This window comes from Thiomicrorhabdus sp. zzn3 (genome assembly GCF_029767755.1).
In the GTDB taxonomy this organism is placed as follows: domain Bacteria; phylum Pseudomonadota; class Gammaproteobacteria; order Thiomicrospirales; family Thiomicrospiraceae; genus Thiomicrorhabdus.
Window position 1 is genome coordinate 312,636 of sequence record NZ_JARUQS010000001.1, and the last position, 21,206, is coordinate 333,841.

The window sequence follows — 21,206 nt, forward strand, 5'->3', positions numbered from 1 at the left end:
CAGGCACCCTAGCGTAAGGCACAGAGGAGAAAGGCGATGAAACGGAACAGACAGGCAGGCGTATTGCTTCATCCCACCTCTTTGCCGAACAGCGATAAGCGCCCCGGCCAACTCAATGACCAGGCCTGGCGGTTTTTAGAGTGGATGCAGCAGGCCGGGCTCTCGATTTGGCAGATGCTGCCGTTGACCGAGCCGCATGAGGACCGCTCGCCTTATCAGGCGGTGTCCGCCTTTGCTCTGAACCCGGCCTTATTGCCGGAGGGTTGGCAGCAGATGGTCGACGAAGGGGCGTTTGAACGCTATGTGCAGCATCCCCCGCACTGGCTGGAAGATTATGCCTTGTTTATGGCGATTCGCCATCAGCAGAATTCGGCTTCCTGGCGCGAATGGCCGCATGCCCTCAAAAAACGCGATGCAGAAGCGTTGGAGACGTTTAAAGAGACGCATCGTTCTGCGATTACCCAGCTTAAGCGTCAGCAGTTTGCTTTGCATACTTTGTGGCAACGATTTAAGGCGGATGCCAATGCCAAAGGGATCGAACTGTTCGGGGATATGCCGATTTTTGTTGCTTTCGACAGTGCGGATGTATGGGCCAATCCCGATCAGTTCAAACTGGATGATCAGTTGAACCCGACGGTGGTCACGGGGGTGCCCCCGGATTATTTTTCCGAAACCGGTCAACGCTGGGGAAACCCGCATTATGATTGGGAAAGGATGCAGGAAACCGGTTTTGACTGGTGGGTAAAGCGCGTCGAATCGGCGTTGGCGCAGTTTGATCTGTTGCGCATCGATCACTTTCGAGGCCTGGAGGCCTGTTGGGAAATCGATGCCGCCGAAGAAACGGCAATCAACGGCCGCTGGGTGAAGGTGCCGGGGGAAGCGTTATTGGCGAAGCTGCAGCAAGAGTTTCCAGATCTGCCTTTGGTTGCGGAAGATTTAGGAATTATTACCCCGGAAGTGGTCGCATTAAAAGAGCGCTTCGACCTGCCCGGCATGTCGGTGCTGCAGTTCGGCTTCAACGGTTTGCCGGACAATCCGCATTCTTTGGCCGAGCAGGTGGAGCATTCGATAACCTATACGGGTACCCATGATAATGATACGACATTGGGTTGGTTCAACTCTTTGGATCAAGGCGCTCAAGCATGGGTTTGGGAACAGTTGTTCGAAACGGCCAAGAACGATCTTGAGCAGGCGGGCTTGCCGCTGAAAATGCCCTGGCCGTTGATCTCCGCCGCTTTGGACAGCGTCGCCGAGACGGTGATCGTGCCGATGCAGGATTGGCTGATGCTGGACGGCGAACATCGCATGAACATTCCGGGTACCACCGAGGGTAACTGGTGCTGGCAGTTTGAATGGCAAGCCCTGCCAGACGAATTAGCCGGCCGAATCCATCGATTGTTGGAACAGACACGGCGCTTGAAATCGTCGGAACCGGGCCAGCATGCAAACCATGAACAGACAATTGAATTAGATTAATTAGCAAAGCTCAGACAGATTATGCCAACACAAACCACCCAACGCCCATCCCTTAATGAAGCCATCCAGCGTTTGCAGCAAGGGCGGCATCATGATCCGTTTACCTATTTGGGGTGTCACAAGGTCAGCGTAGAGCGCGGTTCAAATAAAACCGAACAGGCCTGGGTAGTTCGCGAATGGCTGCCTACGGCGGAAACGGCGGCTATTTTGGATCTGGAGCAACGAGCCATTGCATTGACGCGAGTGGAGGGCAGTGACCTGTTCGAAGTGCATCTAACCGCGCAACAGAAAACGAATTTACCGCAGCATTATGAAGTTCAATGGTCGGAAGCGGACGGTTCGCAACATCAAACGGTATCGCCCTACACATTTTTACCGCAAATCGGGGAGTTGGACCTGCATCTGTTTGCCGAAGGGCGTCACTGGCATTTGTATGATGTACTCGGCGCTCATCCGCTCACGGTAGATGGGGTTGCGGGAGTACGTTTTGCGGTATGGGCTCCGGCTGCGGAACGGGTGTCGGTGGTCGGCGACTTCAACGGCTGGCACGGTTTGCGTCATCCGATGCGCGTGCTGGGCGGTTCCGGGGTGTGGGAGCTGTTCATTCCTGGACTGCAGTCGGGTGATCTCTACAAGTTTGAAATTCGTAATCGCCATAGCGGGCATTGCCTGGTGAAAACCGACCCTTACGCCCAAGCGATGGAAGTTCGCCCATCTACCGGGTGCCATGTTTATCAGTCGGATTATCAGTGGCAAGACCAGGTCTGGCAGGAATCGCGGAAACAGTTTGATTGGCAGAGGGCACCGATTAATATCTATGAAGTGCACTTGGGTTCTTGGCAGCGAGCCGACGACGGCGGCTTTTTGAGCTACCGAGAGATCGCCCATCGATTGGTGGAATATGTTAAATGGATGGGCTACACCCATATTGAACTGCTGCCCGTCTCCGAGCACCCGTTGGATCAATCGTGGGGCTACCAAACGACCGGGTATTTTGCGCCGACCAGCCGATTCGGGTCGCCGGACGATTTTCGTTATTTCGTTGACCATTGTCACCAAAACGGCATCGGCGTGTTTTTGGATTGGGTTCCGGCCCATTTCCCCAAGGATGAATTCGCCTTGGGACGCTTTGACGGCAGTGCCTTGTATGAACATGAAGATCCCATGAAAGGGGAACATCAGGACTGGGGAACCTATATTTTCAATTTTGGTCGCAACGAGGTGCGCAATTTTCTGATCAGCAATGCGCTTTACTGGATCAAGGAATTGCATATCGACGGTCTGCGGGTGGATGCGGTGGCCTCCATGCTCTATCTCGATTATTCGCGGGAAGCCGGTCAGTGGGTGCCGAATGAGTATGGCGGACGCGAAAACCTGGAGGCGATCGATTTTTTGCGAGTGCTGAATGAAGAGGTGCATGCCCAGTGTCCGGGCGCCGTGGTCATGGCCGAAGAGTCGACGTCCTGGCCGATGGTGTCGCGTCCGACCTGGATGGGGGGGCTGGGTTTTTCCATGAAGTGGAATATGGGCTGGATGAACGATACCTTGAGCTATTTTGAAAAAGAGCCGGTGTATCGAGCTTATCACCATAACGAACTGACCTTCAGTCAGATGTACGCCTATAGCGAAAACTTCATCCTGCCTTTATCGCATGACGAAGTGGTGCATATGAAAGGGTCGTTGATCGGCAAAATGCCGGGAGACGACTGGCAAAAAGCCGCAAACCTAAGATTGCTGCTGGCTTATCAGATGCTGAATCCGGGCAAGAAACTGTTGTTTATGGGCGGCGAATTCGCGCAGTGGAGCGAATGGAACGAATCTCGGGCGCTGGATTGGCATTTGTGCGATGTGCCTTTGAATCGCGGCATTCAGTTGATGGCGCAAGCTTTGAATCATCTGTATCGTCAGCACCCTTCTCTGTATACTCGGGATTTTGAAAGCCACGGTTTTGAGTGGATCGACTGTCATGATTATCAGCAATCGGTACTGAGTTTTATGCGTTGTAGTGAAGAGGAAACTCTGATTTGCCTGTTTAATTTTACCCCGGTGCCGCGTACCCATTACCGCGTTGGTTTGCCGCAAAGCGGCCGCTATCAAGAGCTGCTTAATTCGGATGCGGAAATCTTCGGTGGCGGCAATATGGGCAATGAAGGCGGGGTGCACAGCGATCCTATCGTGTGGATGAATCAGCCCTGTTCGGCTGAGCTGACACTGCCTCCACTGGGTGTGTTGGTGTTGAAGCGGGTGAGTGATTAAAAGCCTTGTCATTCTGGGCAGGTTTGTATTTTTATGGGCTTGTAAGCCGGAATGAGGAATCGATAACGCCTTTGCACGGCATGAGCTTTGACCAGGCCTGATGCTTTTTGTGGTCGGAAAAATGTTTTTAAACCAAGATAACGAAATAATAAAAACCGGGATTGCGGAACCATAATGAAGATTTTGTTTGCCACTTCTGAAGCTCATCCACTGATTAAGACCGGAGGGCTGGGCGATGTCAGCGGCAGTTTGCCCAACGCGTTGGCGGCGCTTAAACATAAAGTGCGCCTGGTATTGCCTGCTTATCAGGCCGTGATGAAAAAGTTGCCCGAGAAAAGCCTTAAAAAGGTGGCGGCATTCAGTGTCAGCGGCTGTGGGCGAAGCTTCAATGCACGGGTACTGCAACTCAAAGCCGGGGCGTTTGACGATATTCAGGTGCCGGTGTGGCTGATTGATATTCCCGAGCTGTTTGATCGACCGGGCAACCCTTATCTGGCCGAAGACGGTCATGACTGGTGGGACAACGGCGAACGCTTCGGCGTGTTTTCCAAAGTGGTGGCGGAATTGGCGATGGATCGATGCGGGCTCAAGTGGCAGCCCGATGTGGTGCATGTCAACGATTGGCAGACCGGGCTGGTGAGTGCGCTGTTGAGTGTTGAACCACAACGGCCTAAAACCGTATTTACCGTGCACAACATGGCGTATCCAGGACAGTTTCCGAAGTCGCTGTTTGATCTGTTGGAGTTGCCTGCATCGCTGTGGCATATGGACGGTGTCGAGTTTTGGGGGCATTTCTCCATGTTGAAAGCCGGTTTGATCAAGTCGGACTGGGTGACCACGGTGAGCCCGACCTATGCCAAAGAGATCTGTTTTCCGGAGTTTGCCTACGGATTTGAAGGTGTGTTGCAGATGCGTAAAGAGCAAGGACGGCTCGTGGGGATTCTTAATGGCATTGACGAACATGTTTGGAGTCCGCAACACGATGAATTAATCGTCCAAAACTACTCGGTCAAAAAGGGACGCGTCAGCGGCAAGCTTAAAAATAAACGCCATTTGCTCGAGGAACTTTCCTTGGTCAAAGGGTTGCCGGAAAGCGAAATCGAACAGCACATTTCGAGTTGGATGAAAGCGCCGCTGATCGGACTGGTTGGGCGCTTGGTCGAGCAAAAAGGCATCGATTTGGTATTGCAAGTGTTGCCTGAGCTGCTCGATCAGACGGACGCTAATTTTGTGTTTGTAGGATCCGGAAACCGGCTTTACGAGGACGCTTTAAAGCAGTTTTCTCAAAACTATCCATATCGAGTTTGGACTTATGTGGGCTATTCGGAAAGCTTGGCCCACCAAGTGGAAGCGGGAGCAGATCTATTTTTGATGCCTTCGCGATTTGAACCTTGCGGCTTGAATCAAATGTACAGTTTGGCGTATGGCACGCCTCCGATTGTTCACCATACGGGTGGGCTGGCTGACACCGTTGTCAATGCCACGGATGAAAACCTTAAACAGAGCCTGGCGACCGGATTCGTCTTCTACGATCCCAGTCGCCATGCCTTGAAATCGACCTTGTTACACGCGTTACATCTGTTTGCAAAGCCGCGAACCTGGCAGAAGATTCAGAAGACCGGGATGCAGCAGGAATTCGGCTGGAAAGCCAGCGCAAAGCGTTATGTAAAACTTTATTCGGAGGAGTGTTGAAATGCCCAGTCAACTCGAAGCTAAACGACTCGAAGTCATGACCGAAATGCTGCAGCATGTAGGAATGAGCAGAGAGGATATTGAAACGGATTTCCTGAAGTACCTTTGCCATACGTTGGGGCGCAGTATTACCTCCGAAGACTATTATCTGTTCAAGGCGCTTTCCTATGCGACCCGTGACCGTCTAATGACGCACTGGAAAAAAACCTGGGAGCGCTACAATGCGGAAAAGGGCAAGCGCGCTTACTACCTGTCGATGGAGTTTCTGATCGGACGTTCGCTGACGAACAATTTACTGAATTTGGGGGTAGAAAACGAAACGGAGCAGGCACTGTACGATTTGGGACTCAGTCTCGAAGAGATCGAAGAAGCGGAGCGTGATGCCGGTTTAGGAAATGGTGGCCTGGGGCGTTTGGCGGCCTGCTTTATGGACAGCTGCGCTACGTTGAAATTGCCGGTGATGGGCTACGGTTTACGCTACGAATACGGCATGTTCCGCCAAATCATTCAGAACGGGTTTCAGGTGGAAGAGCCCGATCACTGGCTGGGATTAGGGCCTTATCCATGGGAGATTCAGCGAGCCGAATACACCCAGGTGGTGAAGTTCGGTGGCGAATCCAGGCAGTATGTCGATCCGGTCACCGGTGAGATGACGGTGCACTGGGAGCATGCCGAAGTGGTGTTGGCCGTGCCGTTTGATGTGCCGATTCCGGGATTCAAAAACGAAACCGTCAATACCTTGCGGTTATGGTCGGCGATGGCTCAGGAAGGGTTTGACCTGTCCGAGTTTAATGCGGGGTCATACCATGAAGCGGTGGCCAAAAAGGCCGAAGCGGAAAACATCACCATGGTGTTGTATCCGAACGATGCCAGTGAAAATGGTAAGGAGTTGCGTCTTAAACAGCAGTACTTCTTGGTCTCGGCAAGTTTGCAGGATGTGATGGGGCAGTGGAAGGCGCGTTATGGCGATTTCACCGATTTTGCCGAAAATAACGCGTTTCAATTGAATGACACTCATCCAAGTTTGGCGGTGGCTGAGCTGATGCGGCTGTTGGTGGATAAGGAAAAAATGGGCTGGGAAGCCGCTTGGGAGATTACCACTCAAACGATGGCTTATACCAATCATACGTTGTTGCCGGAGGCCCTGGAAAAATGGCCGGTTTCATTGTTCGGACGTTTGTTGCCACGCCCACTGGAAATTATTTTTGAGATCAACCGACGCTTTTTGAGTCAGGTGGCGATGCATTGGCCGGGTGATGTGGCGCGTCAGCGACGTATGTCGTTGATTGATGAGCATAATAATGTCTGTATGGCTTATCTGGCGATTGTCGGTTCTCACTCGGTCAACGGGGTGGCTGAGCTGCATTCCAATTTGTTGAAGAATGGCTTGTTCAACGATTTCTATGAGCTATGGCCGGAAAAGTTCAATAACAAAACCAACGGCGTGACCCAGCGCCGCTGGTTGGCGGGGTGCAATCCGAAATTGCGCGCCTTATTGAAGGCGCATATCGGTGAGGAGTGGATTACCGATTTGAACCAGTTAAAGCGGATCGAACCTTTGGCCGAGGATGCACGTTTTCAGCAGGCCTGGCATGACGTCAAGCAGTCCAACAAACAGCATTTAGCAGATCTGGTTAAAAAAGAAACCGGCGTCGAGCTGAACGTCAATTCGATGTTTGATGTCCAGGTTAAGCGAATCCATGAATACAAGCGCCAGTTGTTGAACGTGCTGCATGTGATTCATCTGTATTCACGTATCAAGCGTGGCGATGCCGAAAACTGGACCAACCGCAGTGTGATTTTCGGCGGCAAGGCGGCTCCCGGGTATGCGATGGCCAAAAAAATCATCAAATTGATCAATAACGTGGCGCAGGTGGTCAATTCGGATCCAGATGTGGGGGATAAGCTGAAAGTGGTCTTTTTCCCTAATTATCGGGTCTCGGCCATGGAGGTCATTTGCCCGGGAACGGATCTGTCCGAGCAGATTTCTACAGCAGGTAAAGAGGCGTCTGGAACCGGTAATATGAAGTTCATGATGAATGGCGCTTTGACCATCGGCACTTTGGATGGGGCGAATGTAGAGATTCATGAAGCGGTAGGGGATGAGAATTTCTTTCTATTTGGTCTGCATACTCAGGATGTGGAGGCGCTGCGCAGAGATTACCATCCTCAGAGCTATATCGATCAAAGCTACGATCTGCAAGCAGTGATGGGATTGTTGGAATCAGGTCATTTCAGTCAATTTGAACCGGGGATTTTCGACGACATTATCCGCTCGATGAAAAGTCCAAGTGATCCGTGGATGACATTGGCCGATTTCCAGAGTTATATCAATGTTCAGCAGGATGCCGCACAGGCCTACCAAAACCGTGAAGCCTGGGTGAAGAAAAGTATTATCAACAGCGCGCGCAGCGGTATTTTTTCTACTGATCGTACGATGGCTGAATACAACCGGGATATCTGGAAACTGACGCCTTTAAACTGAAAAGCGTTTTTCAAGGTTGATTCCTGTGTGCTTACCAAGCAGTTGTCTTGTGAATGAGTGTGCTCTTTTGTTATTCCTACAGCCCACAAGTTCATTGTGGGCGATCGTTCTGATATTTTGGCTTCTCTTTGATGCGCAGTAGCCAACTATGTTTTCTTCATCATCTATAACGCGGGAATTCTCAGCAGTATGTTTTAGCTGTCATTGGCTATAGGCTCCTTATCGCACTTGGAATGACGTGTGCTAATCTTCGTGCGCAAATCTTTAAGTGTTGTGTAATAAAAAGTTCATAATTCCATTTGTACGCATAAGGTTTTTTAAACCCTTAAGTTAGTGGTTTCTGTTATAATTTTTCCCGTTTTTTCACTTTTATTGTTGGGTAAGTGTTGATTTATGTGCGGAATTGTTGGTGGCATCGCTGAACGAAATATTATTCCGATTTTGTTAGAGGGGCTTAAGCGTCTTGAGTACCGAGGGTATGATTCTTCCGGGGTGGCGGTTGTTAATGCTAACAATGAAATCGAACGAGTACGAGCACTTGGTAAGATTAAAAATCTGCGCGAGAAAATCGAATTAGAGCGTGCTCAAGGTGGTGAAGTCAGTGGGCAGGTTGGCATTGCTCACACCCGTTGGGCGACTCATGGTGTTCCGGCAGAAAATAATGCTCATCCTCATGTCTGTAACAATGCCGTTGCCGTGGTGCATAACGGCATTATCGAAAACTATCAAGCACTCAAAACGCAGCAAGTTGAGCAAGGCTATCGTTTTACCTCGGAAACTGATACCGAAGTTGTTGCTCATGCTGTTCATCATTACTTTCAGACTTCTGAAAATTTGTTGTCTGCGGTTCAAAAAGCCGTTTCAGAATTTGAAGGTGCTTATGCATTAGGTGTGATCGCCAAAGACGACCCAAATACGCTGATTGCGGCCCGCAAAGGCAGTCCGTTGGTTATCGGGATCGGGATTGGTGAGCACTTTATCGCGTCCGATGTCTCTGCACTGCTTCCGGTTACCCAGCAGTTTATTTTTCTTGAAGAAGGTGATATTGCTCACATCACCAGAGAAAATGTTGAGATTTACGATGCGAACGGCCAAATTGTTGAGCGCCCTGTTAAGATATCGAATCTTTCCGCACATTCTGTTGAGCTGGGTGAGCACCGTCACTACATGCACAAAGAGATCTTTGAGCAGCCACAAGCGGTCATTGATACCTTGGAAGGTCGCATTACCCAGGATCATGTACTCATCTCCGCCTTTGGTCATCAGGCAGAAGCAATTTTCAAAACGATTAACCAGGTGCAGATTATCGCCTGTGGAACTAGCTATCACGCAGGTTTAGTGGCTAAGTATTGGTTTGAGGATATTATTGGTCTGCCTTGTCAGGTCGAAGTCGCCAGCGAATACCGCTACCGTAATCCGGTAGTGCAGGATAATACTCTGTTTGTCACTATTAGTCAGTCGGGTGAGACTGCCGATACGTTAGCCGCCTTGCAACAGGTTAAGGTCCTTAAACGAGAAAAAAATCTTCCAACCCTAACCATCTGTAATGTCCCAGAATCGAGTCTCACTCGTGAGTCTGATCTCACCTTCTTAACGCATGCCGGTCCAGAGATTGGCGTGGCATCGACTAAAGCGTTTACGACTCAACTGGTTGCTTTATCGCTGTTATTAACGGCAGTTGGTAAGTCCTTGCAGCTGATGTCAGAAGAGCAAGAACGTAAAATCGTGCATGGCCTGCAAAAATTACCAGGCCTGATTAAAAAGGCATTGGAGCACGAAGATAAAATTATTGAAATAGCGCAATGTTTTGCAGATCGGGAAAGTGCACTCTTCTTAGGACGTGGGACTATGTACCCGATTGCTTTGGAGGGGGCTTTGAAACTTAAAGAAATCAGTTATATTCATGCCGAAGCCTATCCTGCAGGCGAGCTGAAACACGGCCCGTTGGCATTGATTGATGAACATATTCCGGTTGTCACTATTGCGCCGCATGATGATTTGCTGGAAAAGCTCAAATCTAATCTTCAGGAAGTGAAAGCGCGAGGAGGACAGATGATTGTGTTTGAAGATGAGCAGTCAGGCGTCAGTTCCGAAGCTGGATTTAAAGTCATTAAAGCCACAACCAATGTTGGTCGAATTACCGCACCGATTACCTTTAATATTCCTTTGCAGCTACTCAGTTATCACGTGGCCTTAATAAAGGGAACGGATGTAGACCAACCTAGAAACTTGGCTAAATCGGTAACTGTTGAATAAGAGATTTAAGATGGAATTAAACCAAAAAAGATTGACCCACCTAAAGAAGCTTGAGGCGGAATCGGTTCACATTATTCGTGAAGTCATCGCCGAATTTGAAAACCCTGCCATGCTCTACAGCATCGGTAAGGATTCATCGGTGATGTTGCACTTGGCGCAAAAAGCGTTTTATCCTGCGCCGCCGCCGTTTCCTTTGGTGCATGTAGATACGACCTGGAAGTTTCAGGAAATGATCCAATTTCGTGATCGCCGTGCTCAAGAGGTAGGGATGGATTTGTTGGTGCATATTAATCCTAAAGGGCCTGAAATGAATATCTCTCCCTTTGAGCACGGTTCCGCTATGCATACAGATATTATGAAAACGGAAGGGTTGCGTCAGGCTTTGGATAAGTATCAGTTTGATGCGGTTTTTGGTGGTGCGCGTCGTGATGAAGAAAAATCACGTGCTAAAGAGCGCATATACTCTTTCCGCGACAAGAACCATCGCTGGGATCCTAAAAATCAGCGTCCGGAATTGTGGGATGTGTACAACGGAAAACACAAAAAAGGCGAATCCATTCGCGTGTTCCCGCTTTCGAACTGGACCGAGCTGGATATTTGGCAGTACATCTACCTCGAAAATATTGAGATTCCAAGCCTGTATTTTGCAAAAGAACGCCCGGTTGTGGAGTATGGCGGCACCAAGATTATGGTGGACGATGAGCGCATGCCTCAAGAGTTGCGTGACACGGCCAAGATGGAGAGGGTGCGCTTCCGTACTTTGGGTTGTTATCCTTTGACCGGTGCGGTTGAATCGAGTGCGTCGACGTTACCTGAAATTATTCAAGAAATGCTTCTCACCAAAGTGTCGGAGCGTCAAGGTCGATTAATTGACCATGACGAAGCGGGCTCTATGGAGAAGAAAAAAATTGAAGGGTATTTCTAATGGCACATCAGTCGGACTTAATTGCAACGAATATTGAAGAGTATTTGCATCAGCATGAGAATAAAGAGCTGTTGCGTTTCATTACCTGCGGTAGCGTGGATGATGGTAAAAGCACGCTGATCGGTCGATTGCTGCATGACAGTAAAATGATTTTTGAAGATCAGCTGGCAGCCATCAATAAGGACTCAAAAAAGCACGGTACGACCGGTGATGAAATTGACTTGGCGCTGTTGGTAGACGGCTTGCAGTCTGAGCGGGAGCAGGGGATTACCATTGATGTAGCCTACCGCTTTTTCTCGACCGACAAACGCAAATTCATCATTGCAGACACTCCGGGCCACGAACAGTATACGCGCAATATGGCAACCGGGGCTTCGACAGCGGATTTGGCAATCATTTTGATTGACGCTCGACACGGTGTTCAAACGCAAACACGCCGTCACTCGTTTATTACCAAACTATTGGGTCTTAAGCATATTGTCGTCGCCATTAATAAGATGGACTTGGTCGAGTACAGTGAAGACCGCTTTAATGAAATTAAGGCAGAGTACACCGAATTTGCCAAAGGGCTGGAGATCGAGAATCCAATCTTCGTTCCAATTTCAGCTTTGAAAGGTGACAACGTTGTGAATCCAAGTGAATCAATGGACTGGTATCAAGGCCAGCCTTTGATGAGCCTGCTGGACGATATTGAAATTGGCGATAACACGAATTTGGACAATTTCCGCTTCCCGGTTCAGTATGTCAATCGTCCGCACCTGAATTTCAGGGGCTATTGCGGTACGATTGCGGCGGGAACGGTTTCTGTCGGTGATGCCGTGACGGTGTTGCCGTCGATGAAAACGTCAACAGTGAAGCAAATTCTTCAGCCGGCGATTTCGGAAGAGAATATGGCGGTTGGAGAAGGTTTTGCACCGATGGCGGTCACTTTGACGCTGGAAGATGAGATTGATATCAGCCGAGGCGATATGTTGGTTAAATCGAATGATCTTCCAGAAATGTCGGACAGCTTGAAAGTGCATTTGGTGTGGATGAATGAACAAGCGATGGTGCCTGGTTCCGATTTTCTGATTAAGCGCGCTACCTCTTTGGTTTCCGGGCGTTTTGTCAGTATCGACCACCAGATTGATGTGAATACATTGGAGAAGCACTATCCGGAAAAATTGGAACTCAACCAGATTGCGCAGTGTCAGTTGCAGCTTTCTCAAGTGATTGCATTTGACGATTACGAAACGGTTAAAGGATCGGGTAGTTTTATCGTGATCGATAAATACACCCATGCGACCTTGGCGGCCGGCATGATTATCGGCAAAGGTCAGCAAGTTGATTCTGTACAAGGGCAGCGCGAGTATTCTGATTTCGAGAAGGACCTGAATGCGTTGATCCGTAAGCACTATCCTGAATGGGGATGTAAGTCGATTTCTGATCTTTTGGGATAACCCATGCTTGTATATGGCGTATTGGCTTCGATTATTGCTCTGCTGGCTTTGTTGGTATGGGGAAGAGTCCAACCATTTAAACTTTTCGCCGCGCTGCTGCTGATCTATTACACCTTTGACCTCATCCCTTTGCAGGTAATGTTGGGCAATTTTGTTAATCCGGCACTGATTACCTTGGTTTTTTTGCTGTTGGTAAGCAGTGTCTTGGAGAAAACGAATTTGTTTCAAGCGCTTGCGCGTTGGTTAGTCGCCTCAAGTGAGAGGGGAACCATGACGAGAATGGGGTCGATCGTAGGTTTTGGGTCGGCTTTTCTAAACAACACCGCAGTGGTGGCATCGCTGATGTCGCTGATTGGCAAAACAAAGCGTTTCCCTTCTTCTAAACTGCTGATCCCTTTGTCTTATATCGCCATCTTTGGTGGGACTTTGACGCTGGTGGGAACTTCGACACACTTAATCATCAATAGCTTTGCGGTTCAGGCAGGCCTGCCCGAATTGGGCATTTTTGATTTTTTGTATGTGGGGTTTTTCATTCTGTTGTTCGGAACGCTTACCCTAATTGTTTTAGCGCCAAAGTTGTTGCCGAGTATCCAAACTGAAACAGAGCAGCGTTCTGAGTATTTGATTGAAACGAAGCTGGCGGCCGATTCGGAGTTAGTCGGGTTGTCAATCGAACAGGCCGGTTTGCGTCAATTAGAAGACTTGTATTTGGCGCAAGTGGTGTCTGGAAAAAATAAGATTGGGCCGGTTTCTCCGCAATATGTGCTTCAGGCTGGAGACCATCTGTTATTTGCGGGAGATATTAAAGCAGCGCCTAAGCTTTTACTGTTTTCGGGCTTGAGTTTTTTGGATGAAGCCCAGGGAACCAAACATAACCAGTTAGTCGAAGTGGTGGTTTCCCATCAGTCTCCAATGATCGGTTCGACGATTAAAAAAGCCAATTTTCGCAATAAATTCGATGCAGCAGTGGTGGCCATTCGTCGTGGCGGTCAAGAGTTGGAAGGGCGGTTGGCCCAAGTTATCTTGCAAGCCGGTGATGCGTTGGTTTTGGTGACTGGACCGGATTTTGAGAAGCGTGAAAACTTGGATAAGAATTTTTATTTCTACACGCCGCTTGAAACCCAGCAGCATTTAAACGTTAAACAGAGCACGTGGGCGGTGTTAGGTTTTGTTTCCGTCATCGGTCTGGCCGCTTTTGGGGTAATTCCTTTAATTAAAGGGCTTATGTTGCTGCTGGTGGCGTATCTGCTGTTCGGTTTGACCTCCATTCGGGAGTTGCGCCGCAAAGTGCCTTTTGAAATCGCCATGATTGTGGGCGCGGCACTCGGCATTGCCAAAGTGATGACCGATTCCGGAGCGGCGGATATGATTGCCGATTCCGTATTGTCCACATTCGGTTACTGGGGCGTTTTTGGCAGTTTTATCGGAGTCTATTTGCTGACTGTGCTGTTGACCGAACTAGTGACCAATAATGCGGCGGCGGCTTTGGGGTTTCCTATCGCCTTGGTGACCGCCGAGGCGCTGGGGGTCAGCCCTTGGCCATTTGTTATGGCGGTTGCCTACGGGGCGAGTGCCAGCTTCTTAACCCCTTATGGTTACCAAACCAACCTGATGGTGTACTCTCCTGGCGGTTACCGATTTTTAGATTATGTCAAAATGGGAATGCCCGTCAGTCTGGTCTATGGACTGACTGTACTGTCGTTGGTTCCCGTTTTTTTCCCTTTTTAGGATAGTCGTTTGATGAGCAAGAATGAGAATATCGTTTGGCATGAACACCATGTCAAAAAAGAAGATCGAGCCAAACTCAAACAGCAAGCGCCCTGCATACTTTGGTTTACAGGTTTAAGTGGCAGCGGTAAATCGACTGTCGCCAATGCCGTAGAGAGTTTGCTCTTTAAGATGGGAAAACATACGTTTCTATTGGATGGCGATAACGTTCGTCATGGATTGAATAAAGGGTTGTCTTTCTCGGAGGAAGACCGTATTGAAAACATCCGTCGTGTAGGTGAGGTTGCCAAGTTGTTTACGGATTCGGGATTGATCGTATTAACGGCGTTTATTTCTCCGTTTCTGAAAGATCGGGAAATGGTTCGTCAGATGGGAGAGTCGGGTGAATTTATCGAGGTGTTTATCGATACGCCTTTGAATGTCTGCGAGCAGAGAGATCCAAAGGGGCTCTATAAAAAGGCTCGAGCAGGTGAAATAAAAGATTTTACGGGTATCGATTCACCATATGAGGCTCCAGTCAATCCTGAAATACACATTGTCAACGACGGGATTACGGTTGAGGAAGCCGCCGGTCAGGTAGTGGAGTACCTGAAGCGAAACAATTACATATAGTTTTTTATGGGGCTGATTTACAGTTCCTATATCAAGAATGAAAAATTTAATCAAAAATCAAGACTGAGACATGATCGAAAAAATTGATATCCAAGATGTTGTGCAGCTGGCTAAAAAAGCCGGTGAAGCTGTTATGGACATTTATAGAAAAGACTTTGAGGTCGAGTACAAGGCCGATGAGTCGCCATTGACCTTAGCGGATAAAACGGCACATAACATTATTGAGGAAGGTTTGCGGGAGTTGGATCGTAAGAACAGTACCGAAATTCCGTTGCTTTCAGAAGAAGGTAAAAACATTCGTTATGAGGAACGTAAAAACTGGGAATATTTCTGGTTGGTTGATCCGTTGGACGGAACCAAGGAGTTCGTCAAGAAGAACGATGAATTTACCGTCAATATAGCACTGGTTTACAAAGATACTCCCATCTTGGGAGTAGTGTATGCACCAGCTTTGGATGTCTGTTACTGGGCTAAAAAAGGAGCAGGTGCTTTCAAAGACGGGTTGAAACTACCATTGAAAACGACTGAAGATAGACAGACTTATAAGATTGTTGCAAGCCGTTCGCATATGTCTGAAGAAACCAAAGCGTTTATTGATTCGATTGAAACGGATATGCACAAAGAATTGATCTCTATCGGCAGTTCAATGAAGATTTGTCTCGTTGCTGAAGGGGAGGCGGATATTTATCCTAGATTAGGCCCAACTATGGAATGGGATACAGCTGCTGCGCATGCGATTGTAAATGAGTCCGGCCACAGTTTGAGGAAATATGAGCAAGGCGAATATTTCACCCATAAATATAATAAAGAAAATTTGTTGAATGATTGGTTTGTTGTTGTATGAAAGTTAATTTAAATGAAAAAAGAAAAATATTAGTGACTGGTGGTGCCGGTTTTATAGGTTCTGCGGTCATTCGTCATTTGATCAATGATACCGATTGTTCAGTTGTGAATCTTGATAAATTGACTTATGCCGGTAATCTTGAATCCCTTGCAACTGTCAGTGACAGTCCAAGGTATGCGTTTGAGCAGGTAGATATTTGCGATGCCGAAGAGTTGAAGCGAGTGTTTAGTATTCATAAACCCGATATAGTAATGCATCTGGCAGCCGAGTCCCATGTCGACCGTTCAATTGATGGCCCTAATGAATTTATTCAAACCAATATTGTTGGTACTTATACCCTATTGGAGCAGGTTAGATCCTATTGGAACAGCCTTGAGGGCGAGAAACAAACAAGTTTTAGGTTCCATCATATTTCAACGGATGAAGTTTATGGCGATTTGCCTCATCCGGATGAGGTGTCCGGCAAACTTCCTTTGTTTACTGAGACGACCCCCTATGCACCAAGCTCACCCTATAGTGCGAGTAAGGCAGGTTCCGATCACTTGGTTAGAGCGTGGCAGAAAACATATGGTCTGCCTACCTTAGTTACTAATTGCTCAAACAATTATGGGCCTTACCATTTTCCCGAGAAACTTATCCCCTTGGTGATTTTAAATGCACTTGAAGGAAAGCCATTACCGGTTTATGGGAAAGGCAATCAGATTCGTGATTGGCTTTATGTAGAAGATCATGCTAGAGCCCTGGTATTGGTCGCAACTCAGGGAAGTATTGGGGAAACTTATAACATCGGTGGACACAACGAAAAACAAAATATCGAAGTTGTGAAAACAATTTGTTCAATTCTTGATGAAGTAAAGCCTAAAGGAACTTCATATGCTGAGCAGATTACATTTGTAGCGGATCGTCCAGGACATGATATGCGTTACGCTATAGATGCGGCTAAGATTCAACGGGATTTGAATTGGTCACCTAGGGAGACCTTTGAAAGTGGTATTAAAAAGACAGTTCAGTGGTATCTGGATAATCAAGATTGGTGTCAGCATGTGCAGGACGGCAGTTATAAAAGAGAAAGATTAGGAAGTAAAATATGAAGGGAATTATATTAGCTGGCGGTTCGGGAACACGACTTTATCCAATAACAAAAGGGGTGTCTAAACAGTTATTGCCTGTGTATGACAAACCGATGATTTATTATCCGCTGTCAGTTCTTATGTTGGCTGGGATTAAAGATGTCTTAATCATTACTACACCAGAAGACCAAGCCGGCTTTCAAAGAGTGTTGGGCGATGGTTCTGAGTTTGGAGTTAACCTGAGCTATGCCATTCAGCCTAGTCCAGATGGTCTCGCACAAGCATTTATTATCGGCGAAGAATTTATTGGTGATGATAGTGTGTGTTTGGTTTTGGGGGACAATATTTTCTGGGGGCAGGGCTTTACTCCTATTTTGAAACGAGCTGCTAGTCGTGAAACAGGAGCTTCCGTATTTGGTTACCAGGTTAAAGATCCTGAGCGCTTCGGTGTGGTGGCATTTGATGAGAATCAGAAGGCTGTCAGTATTGAAGAAAAACCGGAAGAGCCAAAATCGAATTATGCGGTAACAGGTTTATATTTTTATGATAACGATGTTGTTGAAATGGCTAAACAGGTTAAGCCATCTCATCGTGGAGAGCTTGAAATTACGACAATCAATCAAATGTACCTGGAGCGAGGAAGTTTGAATGTTGAACTGCTTGGACGTGGTTTTGCATGGCTTGATACTGGTACGCATGAGAGTTTGTTGGAAGCGGCAATGTTTGTCGAAACTATTGAAAAAAGACAAGGGTATAAAATTGCTTGTTTAGAGGAGATTGCTTGGCGTAATAAATGGCTAAGTAATGAACAGGTTATGCAGGTTGGCCAGGCACTATCTAAAAATAGTTACGGGCAATACTTGTTGGAATTGATAAAAGATTAACTAAATCAGTTGGTTGTATGTATTTTAAAGTAGCGCTTGTTGTAACGGGGTTGCTTTAAAAAGTAGGTGGGTAAGTGAAGTTATCTGTTGTTGGTACATTGTATTATTCAGAAAAATATATTGAAGAGTTTTGTTCTAGAGTATCTCGTGAATCACGCAGTTTATTTGGTGATGATTACGAGATTATTCTGGTAAACGATGGGTCACCAGATAATAGTTTGAATATTGCTAAAGAAGCGGCGAAAAAAGATTGTCATATTAAAGTGGTCGACTTAAGCAAGAACTTTGGCCACTATAAGGCAATTATGACAGGTTTGGAGTTTGCTGAGGGTGACCTTGTTTTTCTTCTTGATACTGATCTTGAAGAGCAACCCGAGTGGCTAAGTGTCTTTTATGAAAGGATGCGTGAAACGGCTTCTGATGTCATTTATGGTGTCCAAGGAGAAAGAAAGGGCGGGCTCTTTGAGAAAGTTAGCGGTAAATTTTTCTATAAACTGTTTAACTTTTTATCTAAGGTCAAAATTCCAGAAAATTCTGTCACTGCAAGGTTAATGACAAGTTCATACAAAAAGTCATTGTTACAATTCAAGGAGCAGGAGCTTTTTTTGTTTGGGGTATTTGAACTTGCCGGTTTTAAACAGCTTCCCTATACGGTTAAGAAATTACAGGCTTCACCTACAACCTATAGTTTATCCCGTAAATTCAGTATTTTTTTTAACGGATTAACGTCATTTAGCGCTTACCCATTGAAGATGATCTTTTTGTTCGGGTTTTCGATTTCACTGATCTCTTTTTTATATTTTTTGTTTATTTTGTTTAATTGGTTTATGTATGAAAAACCAATTCAAGGATGGACATCGATAATTTTATCAATATGGTTTTTTGGCGGCATAATTACTCTATCGATAGGCGTGATTGGTATTTATTTGAGTAAGATTTTTATTGAAGTAAAAAATAGGCCTTACACGATTGTAAAAAGTTTTTATCGTGTTGATGAAAAATAAAAGAAATTTATGAAATATTGTCATTCTTGCCAAACGTCCTATACCGCCAAAGATTTTATTTGCCCTAGTTGTGAAAAAGAAACCAATGTGCTGGATGGTGTTTATGTTCATTCCCCGCAATTAGCTCAAGAAAATGACGGATTTGATTCAAGTTTATTTGAAAAGTTAATAATAGAAGAGAGTAACAATTTCTGGTTCAAGGCAAGAAATGAAATCATTGTCTGGTTCTTAAATCATTATGTTGGCGAAGGCAAAAAAAACTCAGGCTCTCTTGGCAAATATTTAGAGGTAGGCTGTGGTTCCGGATTTGTTCTTCAAGCAGTAATTGATAACTTTAAAAACAGTGAACTTTATGGTTCGGAAATATTTTTAAACGGACTTCTTTTCGCCAGAGCTAGAACTCAGGATGCAGTTTTTATGCAGATGGATGCTAGAGAAATTCCGTATGTAAAAGAGTTTAATGTCATTGGTGCTTACGATGTATTAGAGCATATTGAGGAAGATAGTAGAGTTATTAAAGAAATATACAATGCCTTACAAGACAATGGCATTTTTATTAGTACAGTGCCACAGCATAAGCGCTTATGGAGTTTTGCTGATGATATTGCTTGCCATAAAAGAAGGTATGAACCAGGAGAATTAGAAGCTAAATTGCGGGAAAGTGGCTTCAAAATTGTGAGATCTACATCTTTTGTGACTTTACTGTTACCTTTTATGTACATCTCCAGGATTAAGAGAAATAAAGACCAGTCTATAAAATCCAAAGATTTTTTACGAATTCCTAAGATATTAAATAAGATATTTTCTACTGTTATGAAAATCGAACTTTTATTTATAAAGCTTGGATTCAATTTTCCTTTCGGAGGTTCTAGACTAGTTATTGCGATAAAAATGAGCGACAAAAATGAAGTTTCATAGAATGGGAAATGTTGCCCGTGTTTATTCTTTTGATAGGCTAATCAAATCTATATTAATATTTCTGGTTTCTTTTATATTTGTTGCTTTTTTGCTCAATTATAGCTTTGTATATTGGGATGGATGGGTTGTTCATGATCACGACTACAATTCAATTCTGTTTCTATTTAAACAGTTAGGTGGAGTGGCCGGATATTATTATGCATCCATCCATTCAGTGCTGGGAAATATTGGTAATGGAGTTTTTTCATACCGGTTGTTGATGGTTTTATTGTTAATAACGACGAGTTTCTTTATATATAAGATTTGTTATTTGTCTTCTATATTTAACAAAAATGAATCGCTATATATCTCTACTTTATTCTTATTTTTTCCGTTCTTAAACTCAAAAATATCAATAATTGTCGTTCCGTATTATTTATCGACTTTTCTTTTTTTTCTGGGTTTCTATCTTGTTGTTAACTCAAGTTATGAAAAGTCCTTGATTAGAAGGATATTAGTCAATTTAATTTTCTTCTTAAGTTTTTTCACGAACTCTTATATCAGTTTTTATTTATTGGTATTGATTTATCTTTTTTTCCAAAACCTTAGGATACGTTCAAACGAAAACATCCTTTTTACTATCAGAGATTTTATTTTCAGGTACTTCGACTTTTTAAGCCTGCCAATACTGTTCATTCTTTTCAAGTTTACTATGATGGTCCCTTCGGGGTTTTATGAAGGCTATAATGATTTGGGCCATATGCAGATAGGTTCAGGTATTAATGCTCTGATTCAGTCAATGGAAGCTTTGTATCTTGGCATTATTCATTTGGATGGATTTGAATTTTATATTTACGCGCTATCGTTACTGTTGGCAATCAATCTAATTCTTTCTGCACGAGAAATCTATTTATCACGTCAAATTAAGGTCAGTGCTTTTTTTAGGAATTCGGGTTTGATTCTGTTGGGTGCCGGCTTAATTGCATTGGCACTTTTTCCCTATGCTTTTGTTGGGAAAATTCCCGTTGTAAGTGGCTGGAATGATCGGCACTTTTTATTAGTTCCTCTCGGCTTTGCTATTGTTATTCTTTTTATGGCAAAAGTGATCTACTGGGGGCGGGAAACAATCGTTTCATTGGCAATTTTAGGGATTGTTGGTCTCTTTTCGTATAATATTCTTTTGTCGATATATTCATGTTTGCGGGACGGTATATATCAGGAATCTATAATGGAAGAATTTAAATCAAATAAAGTTTTTTCCGCGAACAATACTTTTCTTATTTTAAATAAGTCTGATACCCGGATTTTTTGTCACGATCGTCATGTTCACTATTATGAATGGAATGCCTTATTAAGACAGGTATATCCTGAGGCAAATAAATCAATAAATAGTTTCGAAACCCAATTTAAAAAAACAATGGAAACTCGGTTTCTGGAAACATTCAATGCAAAAAACTATGTTTATAGCGAGCCTACACGACTCTGTTTTAATACTAGAAAAATCGGCCTTAATGATATTTTTTCAATGTATTTTGATCAAAATTTTAATTACAACTATGTTCAGTTTTCTCTCCCTGAGATAGGTGCTGGTAATCAAGAAGTCTGTAAATAATTTCAATGCAATCGAGAGCAGGTGCT

At 45.4% G+C, this 21,206-nt stretch carries 15 protein-coding genes; all 15 read left to right on the forward strand.

Annotation, left to right across the window (positions count from 1 at the left end; genetic code table 11):
• The first annotated feature begins 36 nt into the window (after positions 1 to 36).
• The 15 genes from malQ to QCB44_RS01460 all read left to right on the forward strand — a co-directional run bounded on the left by malQ (position 37) and on the right by QCB44_RS01460 (position 21,180).
• On the forward strand, positions 37 to 1,476 hold the full coding sequence (malQ, locus tag QCB44_RS01390) for a 4-alpha-glucanotransferase (RefSeq protein WP_279407504.1): 1,440 nt from the start codon (positions 37 to 39) through the stop codon (positions 1,474 to 1,476).
• 21 nt (positions 1,477 to 1,497) lie between these two features.
• Entirely contained in the window at positions 1,498 to 3,732 is a 2,235-nt protein-coding gene (gene glgB, locus QCB44_RS01395; RefSeq protein ID WP_279407506.1) for a 1,4-alpha-glucan branching protein GlgB, read from the forward strand.
• 174 nt (positions 3,733 to 3,906) lie between these two features.
• On the forward strand, positions 3,907 to 5,424 hold the full coding sequence (glgA, locus tag QCB44_RS01400) for a glycogen synthase GlgA (RefSeq protein WP_279407507.1): 1,518 nt from the start codon (positions 3,907 to 3,909) through the stop codon (positions 5,422 to 5,424).
• A 1-nt stretch (position 5,425) separates the two neighbouring features.
• Complete coding sequence (locus tag QCB44_RS01405) at positions 5,426 to 7,909, forward strand: glycogen/starch/alpha-glucan phosphorylase (protein WP_279407509.1); 2,484 nt, start codon at positions 5,426 to 5,428, stop codon at positions 7,907 to 7,909.
• A 393-nt stretch (positions 7,910 to 8,302) separates the two neighbouring features.
• On the forward strand, positions 8,303 to 10,165 hold the full coding sequence (glmS, locus tag QCB44_RS01410; protein WP_279407511.1) for a glutamine--fructose-6-phosphate transaminase (isomerizing): 1,863 nt from the start codon (positions 8,303 to 8,305) through the stop codon (positions 10,163 to 10,165).
• Between the two features lie 10 nt (positions 10,166 to 10,175).
• Positions 10,176 to 11,090: a sulfate adenylyltransferase subunit CysD gene (cysD, locus tag QCB44_RS01415; protein ID WP_279407512.1), complete on the forward strand. Its 915-nt coding sequence runs from the start codon at positions 10,176 to 10,178 to the stop codon at positions 11,088 to 11,090.
• On the forward strand, positions 11,090 to 12,529 hold the full coding sequence (gene cysN, locus QCB44_RS01420) for a sulfate adenylyltransferase subunit CysN (protein WP_279407513.1): 1,440 nt from the start codon (positions 11,090 to 11,092) through the stop codon (positions 12,527 to 12,529). Before cysD ends, cysN begins: the two co-directional genes overlap by 1 nt.
• 3 nt (positions 12,530 to 12,532) lie before the next feature.
• Positions 12,533 to 14,257 (forward strand): SLC13 family permease, encoded by a 1,725-nt coding sequence (locus QCB44_RS01425; RefSeq protein ID WP_279407514.1) that lies wholly within the window; start codon positions 12,533 to 12,535, stop codon positions 14,255 to 14,257.
• 12 nt (positions 14,258 to 14,269) lie between these two features.
• Positions 14,270 to 14,869: an adenylyl-sulfate kinase gene (gene cysC / locus QCB44_RS01430; RefSeq protein ID WP_279407516.1), complete on the forward strand. Its 600-nt coding sequence runs from the start codon at positions 14,270 to 14,272 to the stop codon at positions 14,867 to 14,869.
• Between the two features lie 70 nt (positions 14,870 to 14,939).
• Positions 14,940 to 15,713: a 3'(2'),5'-bisphosphate nucleotidase CysQ gene (cysQ, locus tag QCB44_RS01435; RefSeq protein WP_279407517.1), complete on the forward strand. Its 774-nt coding sequence runs from the start codon at positions 14,940 to 14,942 to the stop codon at positions 15,711 to 15,713.
• A complete protein-coding gene (gene rfbB, locus QCB44_RS01440) occupies positions 15,710 to 16,804 on the forward strand; it encodes a dTDP-glucose 4,6-dehydratase (protein ID WP_279407519.1) in 1,095 nt (364 codons plus the stop codon). The genes cysQ and rfbB overlap by 4 nt, the downstream gene beginning before the upstream one ends.
• Positions 16,801 to 17,667, forward strand: coding sequence for a glucose-1-phosphate thymidylyltransferase RfbA (gene rfbA, locus QCB44_RS01445; protein WP_279407521.1), 867 nt, complete (start codon positions 16,801 to 16,803; stop codon positions 17,665 to 17,667). Before rfbB ends, rfbA begins: the two co-directional genes overlap by 4 nt.
• 74 nt (positions 17,668 to 17,741) lie before the next feature.
• The gene (locus tag QCB44_RS01450; protein ID WP_279407522.1) at positions 17,742 to 18,671 is read left to right on the forward strand and encodes a glycosyltransferase family 2 protein; all 930 of its coding nucleotides are present in this window, start codon (positions 17,742 to 17,744) and stop codon (positions 18,669 to 18,671) included.
• A gap of 9 nt (positions 18,672 to 18,680) precedes the next feature.
• Positions 18,681 to 19,589 (forward strand): class I SAM-dependent methyltransferase, encoded by a 909-nt coding sequence (locus QCB44_RS01455; protein WP_279407525.1) that lies wholly within the window; start codon positions 18,681 to 18,683, stop codon positions 19,587 to 19,589.
• A gap of 691 nt (positions 19,590 to 20,280) precedes the next feature.
• Positions 20,281 to 21,180: a hypothetical protein gene (locus QCB44_RS01460; RefSeq protein ID WP_279407526.1), complete on the forward strand. Its 900-nt coding sequence runs from the start codon at positions 20,281 to 20,283 to the stop codon at positions 21,178 to 21,180.
• The last annotated feature ends 26 nt before the right edge of the window (positions 21,181 to 21,206 follow it).

What these genes read in the sequence shown, in the direction of transcription:
- malQ (WP_279407504.1), top strand. Translation starts at nt 37, where the DNA reads ATGAAACGGAACAGACAGGCAGGCGTATTGCTTCATCCCACCTCTTTG.
- glgB (WP_279407506.1), top strand. Translation starts at nt 1,498, where the DNA reads ATGCCAACACAAACCACCCAACGCCCATCCCTTAATGAAGCCATCCAG.
- glgA (WP_279407507.1), top strand. Translation starts at nt 3,907, where the DNA reads ATGAAGATTTTGTTTGCCACTTCTGAAGCTCATCCACTGATTAAGACC.
- QCB44_RS01405 (WP_279407509.1), top strand. Translation starts at nt 5,426, where the DNA reads ATGCCCAGTCAACTCGAAGCTAAACGACTCGAAGTCATGACCGAAATG.
- glmS (WP_279407511.1), top strand. Translation starts at nt 8,303, where the DNA reads ATGTGCGGAATTGTTGGTGGCATCGCTGAACGAAATATTATTCCGATT.
- cysD (WP_279407512.1), top strand. Translation starts at nt 10,176, where the DNA reads ATGGAATTAAACCAAAAAAGATTGACCCACCTAAAGAAGCTTGAGGCG.
- cysN (WP_279407513.1), top strand. Translation starts at nt 11,090, where the DNA reads ATGGCACATCAGTCGGACTTAATTGCAACGAATATTGAAGAGTATTTG.
- QCB44_RS01425 (WP_279407514.1), top strand. Translation starts at nt 12,533, where the DNA reads ATGCTTGTATATGGCGTATTGGCTTCGATTATTGCTCTGCTGGCTTTG.
- cysC (WP_279407516.1), top strand. Translation starts at nt 14,270, where the DNA reads ATGAGCAAGAATGAGAATATCGTTTGGCATGAACACCATGTCAAAAAA.
- cysQ (WP_279407517.1), top strand. Translation starts at nt 14,940, where the DNA reads ATGATCGAAAAAATTGATATCCAAGATGTTGTGCAGCTGGCTAAAAAA.
- rfbB (WP_279407519.1), top strand. Translation starts at nt 15,710, where the DNA reads ATGAAAGTTAATTTAAATGAAAAAAGAAAAATATTAGTGACTGGTGGT.
- rfbA (WP_279407521.1), top strand. Translation starts at nt 16,801, where the DNA reads ATGAAGGGAATTATATTAGCTGGCGGTTCGGGAACACGACTTTATCCA.
- QCB44_RS01455 (WP_279407525.1), top strand. Translation starts at nt 18,681, where the DNA reads ATGAAATATTGTCATTCTTGCCAAACGTCCTATACCGCCAAAGATTTT.
- QCB44_RS01460 (WP_279407526.1), top strand. Translation starts at nt 20,281, where the DNA reads ATGATGGTCCCTTCGGGGTTTTATGAAGGCTATAATGATTTGGGCCAT.